13 protein-coding genes and 1 pseudogene are annotated in these 13699 nt (G+C 70.1%); 8 read left to right on the top strand and 6 right to left on the bottom strand.

Annotated features, from left to right (window positions below):
- On the top strand, positions 1–1482 hold a 1482-nt coding region (locus tag VLI41_RS00470), incomplete at its 5' end, for a glycosyltransferase family 4 protein (RefSeq protein WP_325266084.1).
- Positions 1483–1687: 205 nt separating this feature from the next.
- Here the strand turns inward: VLI41_RS00470 and VLI41_RS00465 are convergent.
- Positions 1688–2671, bottom strand: coding sequence for a M23 family metallopeptidase (locus VLI41_RS00465; RefSeq protein WP_325266083.1), 984 nt, complete (start codon positions 2669–2671; stop codon positions 1688–1690).
- A 46-nt stretch (positions 2672–2717) separates the two neighbouring features.
- Positions 2718–3479: a sulfotransferase domain-containing protein gene (locus VLI41_RS00460; RefSeq protein WP_325266082.1), complete on the bottom strand. Its 762-nt coding sequence runs from the start codon at positions 3477–3479 to the stop codon at positions 2718–2720.
- A 120-nt stretch (positions 3480–3599) separates the two neighbouring features.
- Between VLI41_RS00460 and rfbF the strand changes: the two genes are divergently transcribed.
- From rfbF to VLI41_RS00430, 6 genes are read left to right on the top strand one after another with little or no spacing between them, the layout of a single operon-like run.
- On the top strand, positions 3600–4367 hold the full coding sequence (rfbF, locus tag VLI41_RS00455) for a glucose-1-phosphate cytidylyltransferase (protein WP_325266081.1): 768 nt from the start codon (positions 3600–3602) through the stop codon (positions 4365–4367).
- Positions 4355–5416 carry a CDP-glucose 4,6-dehydratase gene (gene rfbG, locus VLI41_RS00450; protein WP_325266080.1) on the top strand — a complete coding sequence of 354 codons (1062 nt, stop codon included), beginning with the start codon at positions 4355–4357 and terminating at the stop codon, positions 5414–5416. The genes rfbF and rfbG overlap by 13 nt, the downstream gene beginning before the upstream one ends.
- Positions 5413–6654, top strand: a complete 1242-nt coding sequence (locus tag VLI41_RS00445; protein WP_325266079.1) for a class I SAM-dependent methyltransferase — start codon at positions 5413–5415, stop codon at positions 6652–6654. The genes rfbG and VLI41_RS00445 overlap by 4 nt, the downstream gene beginning before the upstream one ends.
- A 35-nt stretch (positions 6655–6689) precedes the next feature.
- On the top strand, positions 6690–7751 hold the full coding sequence (locus tag VLI41_RS00440; protein WP_325266078.1) for an FkbM family methyltransferase: 1062 nt from the start codon (positions 6690–6692) through the stop codon (positions 7749–7751).
- Positions 7752–7757: 6 nt separating this feature from the next.
- The gene (locus VLI41_RS00435; RefSeq protein WP_325266077.1) at positions 7758–8567 is read left to right on the top strand and encodes an NAD(P)-dependent oxidoreductase; all 810 of its coding nucleotides are present in this window, start codon (positions 7758–7760) and stop codon (positions 8565–8567) included.
- Positions 8564–9217: a hypothetical protein gene (locus VLI41_RS00430; RefSeq protein ID WP_325266076.1), complete on the top strand. Its 654-nt coding sequence runs from the start codon at positions 8564–8566 to the stop codon at positions 9215–9217. The genes VLI41_RS00435 and VLI41_RS00430 overlap by 4 nt, the downstream gene beginning before the upstream one ends.
- A gap of 70 nt (positions 9218–9287) precedes the next feature.
- On the opposite strand, the gene plsY is transcribed toward VLI41_RS00430, so the two are convergent.
- The 4 genes from plsY to VLI41_RS00410 form a co-directional block, all read right to left on the bottom strand.
- A complete protein-coding gene (gene plsY / locus VLI41_RS00425; RefSeq protein WP_325266075.1) occupies positions 9288–9974 on the bottom strand; it encodes a glycerol-3-phosphate 1-O-acyltransferase PlsY in 687 nt (228 codons plus the stop codon).
- A 17-nt stretch (positions 9975–9991) separates the two neighbouring features.
- Positions 9992–12298, bottom strand: coding sequence for a tetratricopeptide repeat protein (locus VLI41_RS00420; protein ID WP_325266074.1), 2307 nt, complete (start codon positions 12296–12298; stop codon positions 9992–9994).
- Between the two features lie 71 nt (positions 12299–12369).
- On the bottom strand, positions 12370–12663 hold the full coding sequence (locus VLI41_RS00415; RefSeq protein WP_414692511.1) for a SemiSWEET family sugar transporter: 294 nt from the start codon (positions 12661–12663) through the stop codon (positions 12370–12372).
- A 2-nt stretch (positions 12664–12665) separates the two neighbouring features.
- Positions 12666–13451 (bottom strand): sensor histidine kinase, encoded by a 786-nt coding sequence (locus VLI41_RS00410; protein WP_325266073.1) that lies wholly within the window; start codon positions 13449–13451, stop codon positions 12666–12668.
- Between VLI41_RS00410 and VLI41_RS00405 the strand changes: the two are divergent.
- A pseudogene (locus tag VLI41_RS00405) lies at positions 13450–13699 on the top strand (phosphoribosylamine--glycine ligase N-terminal domain-containing protein); the annotation flags it as partial. The gene VLI41_RS00410 and the pseudogene VLI41_RS00405 overlap by 2 nt on opposite strands.

Here is a 13699-nt window from a genome sequence, read left to right as displayed (position 1 = left end):
ATCCACGCCCCGACCCGGCCGATCACCTGGATCCGCCAGGCCGATCGGCAGGCGCTGTCGCAGGTGGGCGTCCTCAACATGCCGGTGCCTGGCGTCACCGCCGAATCATGGCTGCGACGGCCATTCGGCCCGCGCGCCTACGCGATCTGCGGCATCACCCACACCACGGCCACCGACCGGGTCATGCAGACGATCGGCGAGCTGCTGATCTCCCCGGCCGAGGACTACGACGCGCTGATCTGCACCTCGACGGCGGTCCGTCACGCGATCGAGACCCAGCTCTCGGCCATGCGGGACTACCTGGCGGCCGAATTCGGCCCCCGGCGTCGCGCCGAGCCGCAACGGGTGACCATCCCGCTCGGCGTGAACGCCGAGGACTTCTCGACCTCGCCCGACCACCGCAGCGCCTGGCGCGCGCGGCTCGAGATCCCGCAGGATGCGACGGTCGCCCTGTTCGTCGGCCGCTTCGACGTCCGGGGCAAGATGAACCCGGCACTCATGGCGCTGGCCCTGGAGCGCGCCGCCTCCAGGACCGGCAAGCCGATCTACTGGGTGAACGCCGGCTGGGGCGGCAGCGCCAAGATCGAGGAGGCCTACGAGAGCGGCTCGCGCGCCCTGTGCCCCTCGGTGGAGTACCGCCGCATCGACGGCCGGCCGCTGGACGTGCGGTTCTCGATCTGGTCAGTCGCGGACTTCTTCATCAGCTTCTCGGACAACGTGCAGGAGACCTTCGGCCTGACCCCTGTGGAGGCCATGGCGGCCGGCCTGCCCTGCGTCGTGACCGACTGGGACGGCTACCGCGACACGGTGCGGCACGGGGTCGATGGCTTCCGCATCCGCACGATGGCCCCGGCGCCGGGGCAGGGCGCGGATCTCGCCCATTGGTTCGAGAACCAGTGGATGACCTACGAAAACTATGTCGGCGCCGCTGGCCAGTTCACCGCCATCGATTACGCCGAGGCCGACGAGGCGATCGCCGCGCTGGTGCTCGACCCCGATCTGCGGCGGCGCATGGGCGCCGCGGCGCAGGCGCGCGCCCGCGAGATCTTCGACTGGTCGGCGATCATTCCCCAGTACCAGGCGCTCTGGGCGGAGCAGAACGCCCGCCGCCTGGCGGCCCCGCCGGCGCCGGCGGTGCGTGGCAATCCCTTCCGCCCCGACCCCTTCACCCTGTTCCAGAGCTACCCGAGCGAACACCTGTCGGTCCGATCCGTCGTGGCGCTCGCCCCGGGCATGACGGCCGCCGCCGCCCGCGCCCGACTGCAGGATCCGCTGGCCGCCTACAGCGCCTTCAACCGCCCGACGCTGCAGGAGGCCGAGCTGGTGGTGGCTCTGCTCGGCGCCCGAAAGACCGCCACGGTGGCCGAGGTGCTGGAGGCGATCCCGCCGCAACGGCGCTCGTTCGTGGAGCGCGGACTGCTATGGATGGCGCGCTATGGCGTGGTCACCATCGTCCGCGCCGGCGCTGCGCCAGCGCTTTGAATGCAAGAGGCCGGGAGGCGATCCTGAGGACCTCCGCCCGGCCAAAGCGACACAGCCATGGAGAGCAAGGCTGACTTGCCGTTTCTACCGCAAAGCTTGCGCGGACGGAAGCGAAACCCCGATCACTTTTGCTTAAACTGGCGCGCCGCAACGCCGTACTTGCGAACGACGGAGGTCCGTGCGCGGGCGTCGCCGCGAGCTCGTTTCAGAGCGCGACCTTGAACCGGCGTTCCAGGGGCGGCTGGCCCGGCCGTTCGATGCGCGACACCGCCGCATAGGTCCCTTTCGCCCAGCCGCCGGGCGGGCGCCTGAGTCCCACGAACACCAGTTGCTGGTCCTTGTAGCGCGTCACCGGCTGACGGGTCCGGGCCAGCACCCGCCCGTCCGGTCCCGAGAGCGCCAGGTCGATGGCGTCGCCGGCGTCGAGGCCGATCGCGCGCACGTAGGCGACGAGCGCAGGCGCATCGGGGCCGACGGCGCCGATGCTGGCGTCTTCCACCGCTCCCATGGCCACCGGGCCCGGCGCGAAGCCGGTGTTGAGGATCGCGCCGGCCTTGTAGGCGAGCGCGCGCTGCGCGGCGGAGGTCCAGAGCGGCGCCTGGGCCCCGCAGCTTCCGGCCGGCGCGGCCGGCGCGAACGGATCGACCACCTGGCCGGCGTGTCGCACGGTGATGTGCAGATGCGGGAACTCGGTGTCGCCCGAAAGGCCGACCTTGCCGAGCGGCTGGCCGGTGGCGACCACATCGCCGACCTTCACGCGCAGGCTGCCGCGGGCCATGTGGCAGTACTGGGTCTGCCAGCCGTCGGCGTGGTCGATGACGACCCCGTTGCCGCACTCGATGTCGACGACGCTCGGCGCGCCTGGCGCGCGGATCGAGACGTCGGGAACCCCGTCGCGCAACCGCGCCACCCGTCCCGCCGCGGCGGCCAGCACCTCCACTCCACGCCGCTGCTCGGCCATGTCCAGCAGGCGGATGTCGATTCCGTTGTGCCCCTGGTAGGTGCGGGTCCCGCAGTGGTAGTCGCGCGCGCCGGGGCCGGGATCGCGGTCGACGTAATGCTGCACCTCGCAGTCGCGGCCGATCTGGCAGGCGAGCGGGAAGCCGAGTTTCGGCGCAGAGCCTTCGCTGCGGGCGGCGGGGGCGGCGAGCCCGACGGCGGCGATGAGGACGAGCGGGGCGAGGCGCATGGGCGGTTCCGGTGAGCGCGGAGGTTGGGCCAGGGCGCGTGCGGAATTATGGCGCGGCGAAGCTGATACCGGTGAGCGCCCGCAGGCGCGCCTGGTCCCGCGCATAGACGCCGCGCAGGAAGGCCCGGTCGTCGTCGGTGAACGGGGACGGATAGTCCATCTCCGCCCCGACGTGGACCTCGCGCGGGCGAGGCGGTGCGCCCTCCGGCAGGCCCAGGAAGGCGCGGACCTGCGCCAGGGCGGCGGCGGAATCGCGCCTCAGGTCTTCGGACTTCAGGATCAGCACCTGCGCGGCGGGAAACAGGCCATAGAGCCGCTCGACCTGCTCGCCGTAGAACCCGCGTTCGACATAGGAGAGCTCCCGGTCGTGGCCCCAGGGCCGGCCGACGGGCCCTTGCTCGAAGAGCCGCTGGCGTCCCTGCCGGATGCACCAGCCGAAGCTCCCGCGCTCGACGCCGCGGGCGAACTCCATCCGCCAGTGCGACCAGGCCCGCGCCACGGGATCGCGCAGCAGGAGGATCAGCCGCATCGCCGGATTGTAGGCCCTGATCCGCTCCAGGCTGTTCGGCCAGTAGCTGTAGATCGGCGTCGCCTCGCCGATGACCCGCTTGTCCCCCGCGTCGAAGCCGCTGTGATAGCGGCCATAGTCCGGCTGCGACCAGTCGAGGGTGTCGTCGTCGAAGAAGTGGGTCTCCTTCACGCGCGAGAGGCCGACCCCAGGCTCCTCGGCCAGGTAGTCGTAGAGCGCCGTGGTGCCAGCCTTTTGCACGCCGGCGATCAGGAAGGTGACGATCGGAGCGCAGGTCATGGCGCTTGATGGCCGAGCCGGCCGCCGCCGACAAGGGCCGGGGCGCGGCGCCGAAGCCGCTTCATCCGCCTCCGTGGACGCGATAAGAGGAGCGCCGGCGGGCGGAGCCTCAGGCGAGCTATGAAGACAGTCATCCTGGCCGGCGGGCTCGGCACCCGGATTTCCGAAGAAAGCCACCTCAAGCCGAAGCCGATGATCGAGATCGGCGGCCGGCCGATCCTTTGGCACATCCTGAAGCTGTTCTCGCACGCCAGCTTCGACGACTTCATCATCTGCCTTGGCTACAAGGGCTATGTCGTCAAGGAGTACTTCGCCAACTACGTGCTGCATAACGCCGACCTGACCGTCGACCTTGCGGCCGGGGCCATCGAGTATCACGCCACCCACCATGAGCCGTGGCGCGTCACCCTGGTGGACACCGGCGAGGAAACCATGACCGGCGGGCGCCTCAAGCGCGTGGCGAGGTTCCTCGAGCCCGACGAACCCTTTTTCCTCACCTACGGGGACGGCCTGTCCGACGTGGACCTGAAGGCGCTCGCCGCCTTCCACCGGGCGCACGGCAAGGAAGCGACGGTGACCGCCGTCGCGCCGCCGGGGCGATACGGGGCCTTGGACGTGAAGGAGGGGCTCGTGCAGCGGTTCACCGAAAAGCCGCCCGGCGACAACGCGCTGATCAACGGCGGCTTCTTCGTGCTGCAGCCCAAGGTCATCGAGCGGATCGCCGGCGATGCGACGCCCTTCGAGCTCGCGCCGCTGGAGAGCCTGGCGCACGACGGCCAGCTCATGGCCTTCCCGCACGAGGGCTTCTGGGCGGCGATGGACACGCTGCGCGACAAGAACCACCTCGAGGCGCTCTGGGCCTCAGGCGAGGCGCCATGGCGGCGCTAGACCGCGCCTTCTGGCGCGGCAAGCGCGTGCTGCTGACCGGCCACACCGGCTTCAAGGGCGCCTGGGCCGCGATCTGGCTCTCAGCCGCCGGCGCAGAAATCACCGGCCTGGCGCTCGCGCCGGACCAGGCGCCGAGCCTGTTCGAGCTCGCCGGCGTCCAGGGCCTCGTGGAATCGCTGATCGTCGATCTGCGGGACCGCGGCGCAGTGGAGGCGGCGTTGCGCGGCCGCGCCTTCGACCTCGTGCTGCACATGGCGGCGCAACCGATCGTGCGCGCGGCCCTGGAGGACCCCGTCGGGACCTTCGCGTCCAACATCATGGGGACCGCCCACCTGCTGCAGGTTCTGCGCGCCCAGAAGGCGCTGGAAGCCGTGCTCGTGGTCACCTCCGACAAGGTCTACGCCAATGCCGGCGAAGGCCGCGCCTTCACCGAGGCCGATCCGCTGGGCGGCAAGGATCCCTACTCCGCCTCGAAGGCCGCGACGGAGATCGTGGCCCGCAGCTTCGCCCAGAGCTATTTCGAGCCTGGGGGCGTGCGGATCGGGACGGCGCGCGGCGGCAATGTGATCGGCGGCGGCGATTTCGCACGCGACCGGCTCGTGGCCGACATCGTGCGCGCGGCGCGCGCCGGCGAAGCCGCCGTGCTGCGGCGCCCGGAGGCCACGCGCCCCTGGCAGCATGTGCTCGACTGCCTGGCCGGCTACTTGACCTACCTGCAGGCGCTGGCGGCCGATCCTGGCCAGCCGCGCGCGCTCAACTTCGGGCCGCGGCGAGGCGGGCGCGAGGTCTCGGTCGGCGAACTCGCGACCCTCGCCATCGGAGCCCTGGACGGCAAGCCCTGGCGGCATGAGCCGGAGCCGAGGTCGCTGGAAGCCGCAACCCTCGCCATCGACGCCGGGCTGGCGAAGCAGGCGCTGGGCTTCGAGAGCCGCTACGACGCGCCGGCGGCGGTCGCCCTCGCCATGGACTGGTATCGCCGCCAGGCGGCCGGCGAGGGCGCCCTGGCCTTGTGCCGGGAGGAGATCGCGGCCTACGAGGCCGGCCGATGACTGAGCCTCCGCCCTGCCGCTTCTGCCGCGCGCCGCTGACGCACACCTTCGTCGACCTCGGCCGCCAGCCGCTGGCCAACAGCTATCTCACGGCGGAGCAACTCGCGAGCGGCGCCGAGCAGGCCTATCGGCTGCACGCGCGCGTCTGTGATCGCTGCTTGCTGGTGCAGGTGGACGACGCCGTGCCCGCCGAGGCGATCTTCGACGCCGGTTACGCCTACTTCTCCTCCTATTCCTCGAGCTGGGTGGAGCACGCCCGGCGCTACGCCGAGGCGATGACGGCCCGGTTCGCGCTCGGCCCGGACTCGCTTGTGGTGGAGGTCGCCAGCAATGACGGCTACCTGCTGCAGCACTTCGCGGCCAAGGACATCCCCGTGCTCGGCATCGAGCCCGCGGCCAACACCGCCGAGGCCGCCCGCGCCCGCGGCGTCCCGACCGAAGTCATGTTCTTCAGCGGCGCGACCGGCTGCGAGCTCGCCGCCCGCGGCGTCCGCGCCGACCTCATGGCCGCCAACAACGTGCTGGCCCACGTGCCCGACATCGCCGACTTCGCGGGAGGCTTTCGGCACGTCCTGAAGGCGGCGGGCGTGCTGACGTTCGAGTTCCCGCACGTGCTCAAGCTGATCGAGAAGGTGCAGTTCGACACCATCTACCACGAGCACTTCTCCTATCTCTCGCTGCTCGCGGTGGAGCAGGTGCTGCGGGCGAACGGCCTGCGTCCGTTCGACGTGGAGCGGCTGGCGACGCACGGCGGCTCGCTCAGGCTGTTCGTCTGCCACGCCGGGTCGGGGCGCGAGGAGACCGAGGCGCTGCGGGCGCTCAGGGCCGAGGAGGCCGCGGCCGGTCTGCGCCGGATGGAAACCTACCAGGGTTTCACGCCGCGCGTGGAGGCGGTGCGGGAGAGCTTCCGGGCGTTCCTCGCCAGCGCCAGGGCGCAGGGCAAACGGATCGCCGCCTATGGCGCGGCCGCCAAGGGCAACACCTTCCTGAACTACTGCGGGACCACGGCGGCGGACGTCGTCTGCGCCTTCGACGCCAATCCGGCCAAGCAGGGCCGCTTGCTGCCCGGCAGCCACGTCCCGATCCGCGCCCCCGAGGCGCTGCGCGAGGTCCGGCCCGACTACCTCCTGATCCTCCCCTGGAACCTTCAGGAGGAGATCACCCGCGAGCACGGCTACATCCGCGAATGGGGCGGGCGCTTCGTGACGGCCTCGCCGGCCACGCGGATGCTTCCCTGATGCGGTTCCTCGAGACTGGAGGTCCAGGACTTGCCATGGCTGACCACAAGGCGCTCGCCGCGCTCGCCCGCATCGCCTCCAACGACGAATGGCGCAGAAGCTTCATCCGCCAGCTGATCGCCTTTGAAGCCGCGATCGACGCGCCCGGCGTGGACCTGCGCGAGGAGATCACCGGGCCGCTGGTGGACGCGCTGTTCGATGATGACCAGGTGGTGCGCAAGACGCTCGCGAACGGGGTCGCCTTCGAGTTCCTTTACCGCTCCAAGATCGCCCGCGACTTCGTGATGTCGATCCCGGAGGCGCCGGACCATGCCTGGGAGCCGCAGACCAGCCGACTCCTGGTGAAGCTCGCCGCGCGCGCGAAGCAGGTGGTGATCGGCGGGGCCTACTTCGGCGACCACGCCATCCTGATCGCCCGTGAGATCGCCGCGCGAGGCGGGGTGGTCCACGCCTTCGAGCCCAACCATGAGCAGCGGGCGATGTTGCAGCGCAACGCCGACCTCAACGGGCTGACCAACATCCGTCCCCGGCCGGAGGGCCTGTGGTCGGACTCCAACACCCGCCTCAAGCTCGTGGGCTATGACAGCTTCGCCTCCGCGGAGGTGGCCGAGACCGCGGCCGAGGGCTTCAGGACCGTCACCGTCGCGGACTACCTGGCTGAGGCGGGGGTCGAGCGGCTGGACCTGATGGTGGTCGACATCGAGGGCGCCGAGCTGGGCGCGCTGCAAGGCGCCGAGCCCTTCCTGCGCCGACCCGCGGGCGAGGCGCCCGACGTCGTCTTCGAGGTGCACCGCAGCTACGTCGACTGGTCGAGCGGGCTGGAGAACACCGCGGTGGTCAGGCTTCTGACCGACCGGGGCTACACGGTCTTCGCGCTGCGCGACTTCAACTCGAACTACGATCTCTCCGGCAAGCCGATCGAGCTGATCCCGGCCGAGGCCGTCTACCTCGAGGGCCCGCCGCACGGCTTCAACATGGTGGCGGTGAAGGAGCCCGCGATGTTCCAGGCGCCGGATTACGCGATCGTCCGCGGCGTCTCGCCCAAGTACCTGCGCCACAAGGATCCCCGCCTGCACCACCCGCTGGGCGGGCTCTGAAGCGCCTTGGCGAGGCAGGCGACCATCGTCGGCGCGTCGGGGTTCGTGGGCCGGCGGCTGCGGACCCGTCTCGAGGCGGACGGCTGGCAGGTCTTCGCGCCCCCCAGGGGCGCCCCGGAGCTGCTCGCCCGCGACCTCGGCGTGGTCTTCTATTGCGCTGGGCTCACCGCCGACTACGACCGCCGGCCATTCGAGGCGGTCGAGGCGCACGCCAGCCTGGTCGGCCGAGTGATCGAGGCGGGGCGCTTCGAGAAGATCGTCTATCTCTCCTCCACCCGGCTCTACGACGGCCTGCCGAAGGCGGAGGTCTCCGAGACCGAACCCCTGGTGTTCGATCCCACCGACCCGCGGCGGCTCTACGATCTCTCCAAGGCCCTGGGCGAGAACCTGGTGATGACCCGCACCGACGGGCGGGGCGCGGTGGCGCGGCTGGCCAATGTCTACGACTGGGCGCCGGGCGCGCCGGGCTTCCTGTCCGAATGGCTCATCCGCGCACAGGCCGAGCGATCCATCGCTCTGGATTCCAGTCCGCATGTCGCGCGCGACTACATCCACCTGGACGATGTCGTGGCCGCCCTGATCGCGATCGCCTCAGCCGCCGAGCCCGCGATCTGCAACGTAGCCAGCGGCGAACTGGTCAGCAATGCCGAGATCGCCCAGGTGTTCGAGGCCTGCAGCTGGCGCGTGAGGTTCTCCGGCGAGGCCGCGCCCGCCGCGCCCCCCAGGGCCAACATCGCGCGGCTGAGGGCGCTTGGCCTCGACCCGCGTCCGGTCAAGGATAGGGTCCGCGCCTATCTGGAGGGCCTGAAGGGGTGAAGCTGCTCGACCACACCCGCGAGAGCCTGATCGCCTACACGACGGCCCAGTGCGCGGCGGTGGTTCCCGACGGACGCGAGGCGGCGTTCCGGGCGGCGGTGGATGCGCACCTGGACGAGGCCCTCGCGCGGCTGGGCCGCTGTATCAACGCCTGCGCCCCCTGGCGGCCTGACGAGTTCAATGTCGTGCAGTCGTCGCAGCACTGCAGCTACCTCTATTTCCTGGCGAACACGATCTGGGCGCGGTCGGGCGACGTGGCCGCCGCCACCCGTCTGTTCCTGATGAACAAGGCGCTGAACGGCATCGACCTGTTCTACGAGATCGCCATGCCCGAGGTGTTCTACATCGGCCACAGCGTGGGAATCGTGCTCGCCAAGGCGACCTACGGCAATCACCTGGTGCTGTACCAGAACTGCACGGTCGGCCGGCACAAGGACCAGATCCCGGTGCTCGGCGAGCGGGTGGTGCTGTATCCCCATTCCGCCGTCATCGGGCGCTCGGTGGTGGGAGACGATTGCGTCGTGAGCCAAGGCGTCAGCGTCATCAACAAGCGCACGCCCAAGGGATCGATGGTGTTCGCCGGCGGTCCCGGCGAGCTCGCCTTCCGGGCACGTCCCGACGACCTCCTCAGGGAATACTTTCGGCTTTAGGCGCCTATTCCCGAGTTCGCAGGATCCGCTGCGCGCCGCCTCCGACCGGGACCGTGGGCGAGGCATCGCCCTACATCCGCGATTCCGCTTTCGATTTTCGGCGAGCTTGCCCCAGGCTCGGCTCTGTCCCGCCCAGCAACCGCTGAATGTTGGCGCGATGGCGCACAATCACGTAGGCGCCGCCAGAAATCACCAGCAAGCGGTAGGGCGTCGGCTCGCCCAACAGGCAGACCAGGCCGATCGCGGTCAACGCCGCCAGCATCGAGCCGAGGGAAACCCTGCGAAAAACAGCCACGACGGCGCCGAACACCGTCACCGCGCCGAGACCGACCGGCCATGACATCGCCAGCAACACGCCCAGCCCCGCCGCAGCGGATTTGCCGCCGGTGAAATTCAGCCAGATCGACCGGCCATGGCCCAACAAGACGGCGAGTCCGGCCAAGCAGACAGCCCACGGCGTCCAGGTTTGCAGATCGAGCGCCGCCGGAGGCGTGAGGCGGGGCGAGTGATAGACCCAAGGAGAGAACCAGCGGGCGAAGGCGATCGCCCCCGCACCTTTCGCCACGTCCACCAGGAGCACGACCAGGGCGGGCCATCTGCCGAGGGTTCGCAACACGTTCGTCGCCCCGACGGAGTTGGAGCCATGCTCCCGGATGTCGATCCCCTTGAGCAGTTTCCCCGCCAGATAGCCCGTCGGCGTCGAGCCGAGCAGATAGGCGGCCGCGAATACGATCCCGTTCGCTATCCAGAAGATCATGGGATCATCCCGACGCCCTAGGCGCGGACCTTGACGTCGCGTGCGCGCGCCTCGGCGACGGCAGCGGCGACCATGTCGTAGAAGTCGCGGGCGAATTCGGCGTCTCGGCCGAGCGGGCTGTCGCGCATGCGCTCGCGAAGCGAGCTCCTGAGGTCGCGCCGCCGCTCGCGCTCGGCGACCAGCCGCATCGCGATCTCCACATATTGCTCGAGGTCAGCGGCGCAGAGGTCGCCAAGTCCAATGTTCGACAGGATCGAGTAGCTCAGGCGTTCAAAGAACGCCTCGCCCACGAGGCTCACCAGCGGCACGCCCATCCACAGCGACTCCGTCGTCGTCGTCCCGCCGGTCAGCGGAAAGGGGTCCAGGGTGATGTCGACCTCGTTGTAGTACGGCATGTGCTGGCCGCGCACCGGGTGAAAGACCACTCGTTCCTGGCCCACGCCTTCCGCCGCGAACGCCGCCAGGACGTTCTTGCGGAAGCTGGCGGAGCCGCCCTCGGGTCGGATGAAGGCGAACCGCGAATCGGGTGTCCTGGCCACGATCCGCGCCCAAAGCCTGAGCACCTCGGGGCTGTACTTGTGGGGGTTGTTGGCGGTGCCGAAGGTGATGAAGCCGTTGCGGTCTTCGGGAAGCCCGTCGGTCAGCGGATGGTGCGCGGAGAACACGCGGCCGAGCGCGAGCCAGCTATGGGGCATCATCAAGGGCTGCTCGATCATCAGCTCCCGGTTGGGCGGGACGCTGAACGGATCGCAGATGAAGTAGTCGATGGTCGAGAGCCCCGCCGAGTGCGGATAGCCGAGCCAGCTCGCCTGGAGGGGCGCGGCGCGCCAGGCCATCACCTCGAGCTTGTTCATGTGCGTCGACCCGCCGAGCTCGATCAGCATGTCGAGCTGGTCGTCGGCGATCACCTGCGCGGCGTCGCGCGGGGCGATGTCCGGGTTCCAGCGGAACGCCGCAACCTGCTCGGCGATGTAGCGTTGAACGCGGTCTTCCTGGCCCTGGAAGTAGGAGTAGCAATAGACGTCGAACCGCTCGCGATCGATGTGATCGAAAAGCGGCAGGGAGAAATAGGCGACCGGGTGCTGCCTCAGGTCCGAGGACATGAAGCCCAGCCGGATCTTGCCGTCCTTCGCCCGCCGCGGCGGTCTCCGCAGCGGCTGTTCGGGCGCCACCGCCTCGATCTGTCGGCCCCAGATGCGATGCTGTTCCACGAGCTCGAGGCGGTCTTCGGCGCTGCGCACGCGCGCCAGTTGCTTCAGCAGCGCGGTGTGGCGGCCGGACTCCGCCCATAGGCGCCCGACATCGTGGAACGTGCCGAGACTGTCCAGGGCCTCGAAATCGCACACGCGGATCAGCACCTCGTTGGCGATCTTGACGGGGGCGGGCGTGGTCAGCGTCTCGCGCGCCATGGTGGCCTTCAACATCTGATAGGCCTCTTCGATGTTGGCCCCCTCGTCGCCGCTGCGCGTCCGCTCCAGGCTTTCCACCAGGGCCATCCGGTGCTCCAGCCTGTCCGGATCGAGCTCGACGGCGCGTCGCAGGTGGAGGTTGCCGCGCTCGCGATCGTATTCGCTGACCACGCCGCCGAGCTGGTAATGCAGCCAGGCGGCGGCCTCGAAGCGCGGCCGGATCTCCTGCAGGTAGGCTTCCGCCCGCCGAAGCTCGCCGCGACGGCGGAACAGCACCGACTTGGCCTCGTGCAGCCGCGACTCGTGCGGCAGCACCGCCACGGCCTTGTCGAGCGTCTCCTGGGCCTGCTTGTCGCGATGCAGGTCATGCAGGGCGCCCGCGAGATCGAGCCAGGCGTCGACGTAGTCCTTGCGCAGCGCGAGCGCCTGACGGAAGCGCACGATCGCGGCCTCGCGCTTGCCCTGCCGCTGAAGCGCTCGGCCGAGCTGACGCTGATGCTCGGCGTTGCGGGGTTCCTGGCGCACAAGGCGGGTGAACACCGCTTCCGCCTTCGGCATGTCGCCCATGTCGAGATAGATGTTGCCGCGGTTGACCACCGGGGCGAGCGGGCGCGGATCGAGCCGCGTGGCCTGGTCCAGCGCCTCCAGCGCCTCCTGGAATCGCCCCAGCCGGCGCAGCAGCACGCCGCGCAGGTTCCAGAGCTCGATGTCCTTGGGATGCCGGGCCACAGCCCTGGAAGACCAGTCGGCGCCCTCCTGGAGACGGTTGGTGAGATAGAGCTGGTGAATCAGCACGCGGTAGGCCTGCGCCGGCTGCCCAGGATCCTCCGCGATGGCCGCGATGATCTCGGCGATCGCCGCCTCGCGTTGACCGGCCTTCAGGGCCGCGTCGGCCCCGACCAAGCGCTGGTTCATGCCCGGACCTTCTTCGCCTTTCGCCCACAGGCCTGCGAGGCAGGAGCCTTAAGGCGCGGGCGACGCCCTGGCTAGGGTCCCGGGCGCCGCACGGGTTCTGCGGCGCGACGGCTGAACCGCCACTTGAGTCCGAGCACCGTACCGGAGAGCAGCAGGCAGACGAGGTTCGAACCGGTAACGGGCCAGCTGCCGATCAGCGCCCCGTAGGCTGTCCACAGCGTGAAGCCGGTCACCGTCACGATGTACATCCGCAGCGAGACCGAGGAGGCGTCGCGATCGCGCCAGATCTTGCGGATCTGCGGCACGAAACTGGTCATCGAGCAAAGCGCGGCGCCCACCCCCACGGCGTTGGCCAGGACCGACAAGGTCAGCCCGCCCCCGGGATTCTTATGGTCGCGCGCAGGCCGCTCGGCGCGCCTGACGCGATGACGAACTCGCCCTTGAGTTGCTTGCAGAGGAGTTCGACCAGGCCGATGCCGAACCCCGCGCGGCAGGTCGCCGGGTCGGCGCCGACGCCGTCGTCCGTCACCGTCAGGACCGCCCCGCCGTCGGTCTGGTGAAGGCCGATCTCCACCAGCCCGGCGCGGTCGGGGAAGGCGTGGCCGAGCGCGTTGTGCACCAGTTCCTCGACAATGAGCCCCAGCGGGGCGGCCTGAGACGGCGCTACCCGCAGCGGATCCAGCTCAAGCTGCAGGCGCACATCGGCGCGGCCGGCGCCCCCGGCGATCTCTCCCACCAGTTCCCGCAACAGCGCCTGGGCGTCGAGCCCACCGGGATCGGCCGGGCGGTGGAAGTGCTTCAGGGCCGCGGCCACCGCTGCGACGCGGTCGGCGGCGCGACGGAGCGCCCGACGCGCCGGGCCATCCGGGAGGCGGCGGGTCTGCATCAGCAGAATCGACCACACGAGTTGCAGGTCGTTGCGGGCCCGGTGATCCAGTTCGCGCAGGCGAGCCTCGGTCTCCGAGAGCGCATCCTCGAGCTCCGCGATCCGCTCTCGGAGTTGGTCTTCCACAGCCGCCGAAGGGCCGGGGATTTCCATGAATTTGCGAAGCTCCGTCTCTTGAAAGCCGAACGGCGCCGGTTGCGGCAGGTTCCCGCCGCATCCTTCGACCGCTTGACCCTCGGGCGGGGGGCCGCCTAAGCGCAGGCGCATGAACATCCTCTTGGTCGGATCGGGTGGCCGCGAGCACGCCCTCGCCTGGAAGATCGCCCAGTCGCCCCGGCTGACCCGGCTGGTGGCGACGCCGGGCAATCCGGGCGTCGCGAGCCTCTGCGAGATCCGCAGTGTCGCAGCAACCGATGTCGCGGGCGTGACAGCCCTGGCGCGGGAGATCGCGGCGGACCTCGTCGTCCTCGGTCCGGACGCCGCCGTGGCGGCGGGACTGGCCGATGCGCTCGCCG

The organism is Phenylobacterium sp. (assembly GCF_035475775.1).
In the GTDB taxonomy this organism is placed as follows: domain Bacteria; phylum Pseudomonadota; class Alphaproteobacteria; order Caulobacterales; family Caulobacteraceae; genus Phenylobacterium.
Note: the sequence above shows the minus strand (reverse complement) of the source record. Positions and strands in the feature narration are given on the sequence as shown.

Coding starts and splice junctions, on each gene's coding strand:
- plsY (WP_325266075.1), bottom strand. CDS start 9,974: ATGATCTTCTGGATAGCGAACGGGATCGTATTCGCGGCCGCCTATCTG.
- VLI41_RS00465 (WP_325266083.1), bottom strand. CDS start 2,671: ATGCGCCTCGCCCCGCTCGTCCTCATCGCCGCCGTCGGGCTCGCCGCC.
- VLI41_RS00410 (WP_325266073.1), bottom strand. CDS start 13,451: ATGCGCCTGCGCTTAGGCGGCCCCCCGCCCGAGGGTCAAGCGGTCGAA.
- VLI41_RS00440 (WP_325266078.1), top strand. CDS start 6,690: ATGGCTGACCACAAGGCGCTCGCCGCGCTCGCCCGCATCGCCTCCAAC.
- VLI41_RS00445 (WP_325266079.1), top strand. CDS start 5,413: ATGACTGAGCCTCCGCCCTGCCGCTTCTGCCGCGCGCCGCTGACGCAC.
- rfbF (WP_325266081.1), top strand. CDS start 3,600: ATGAAGACAGTCATCCTGGCCGGCGGGCTCGGCACCCGGATTTCCGAA.
- VLI41_RS00460 (WP_325266082.1), bottom strand. CDS start 3,479: ATGACCTGCGCTCCGATCGTCACCTTCCTGATCGCCGGCGTGCAAAAG.
- VLI41_RS00420 (WP_325266074.1), bottom strand. CDS start 12,298: ATGAACCAGCGCTTGGTCGGGGCCGACGCGGCCCTGAAGGCCGGTCAA.
- rfbG (WP_325266080.1), top strand. CDS start 4,355: ATGGCGGCGCTAGACCGCGCCTTCTGGCGCGGCAAGCGCGTGCTGCTG.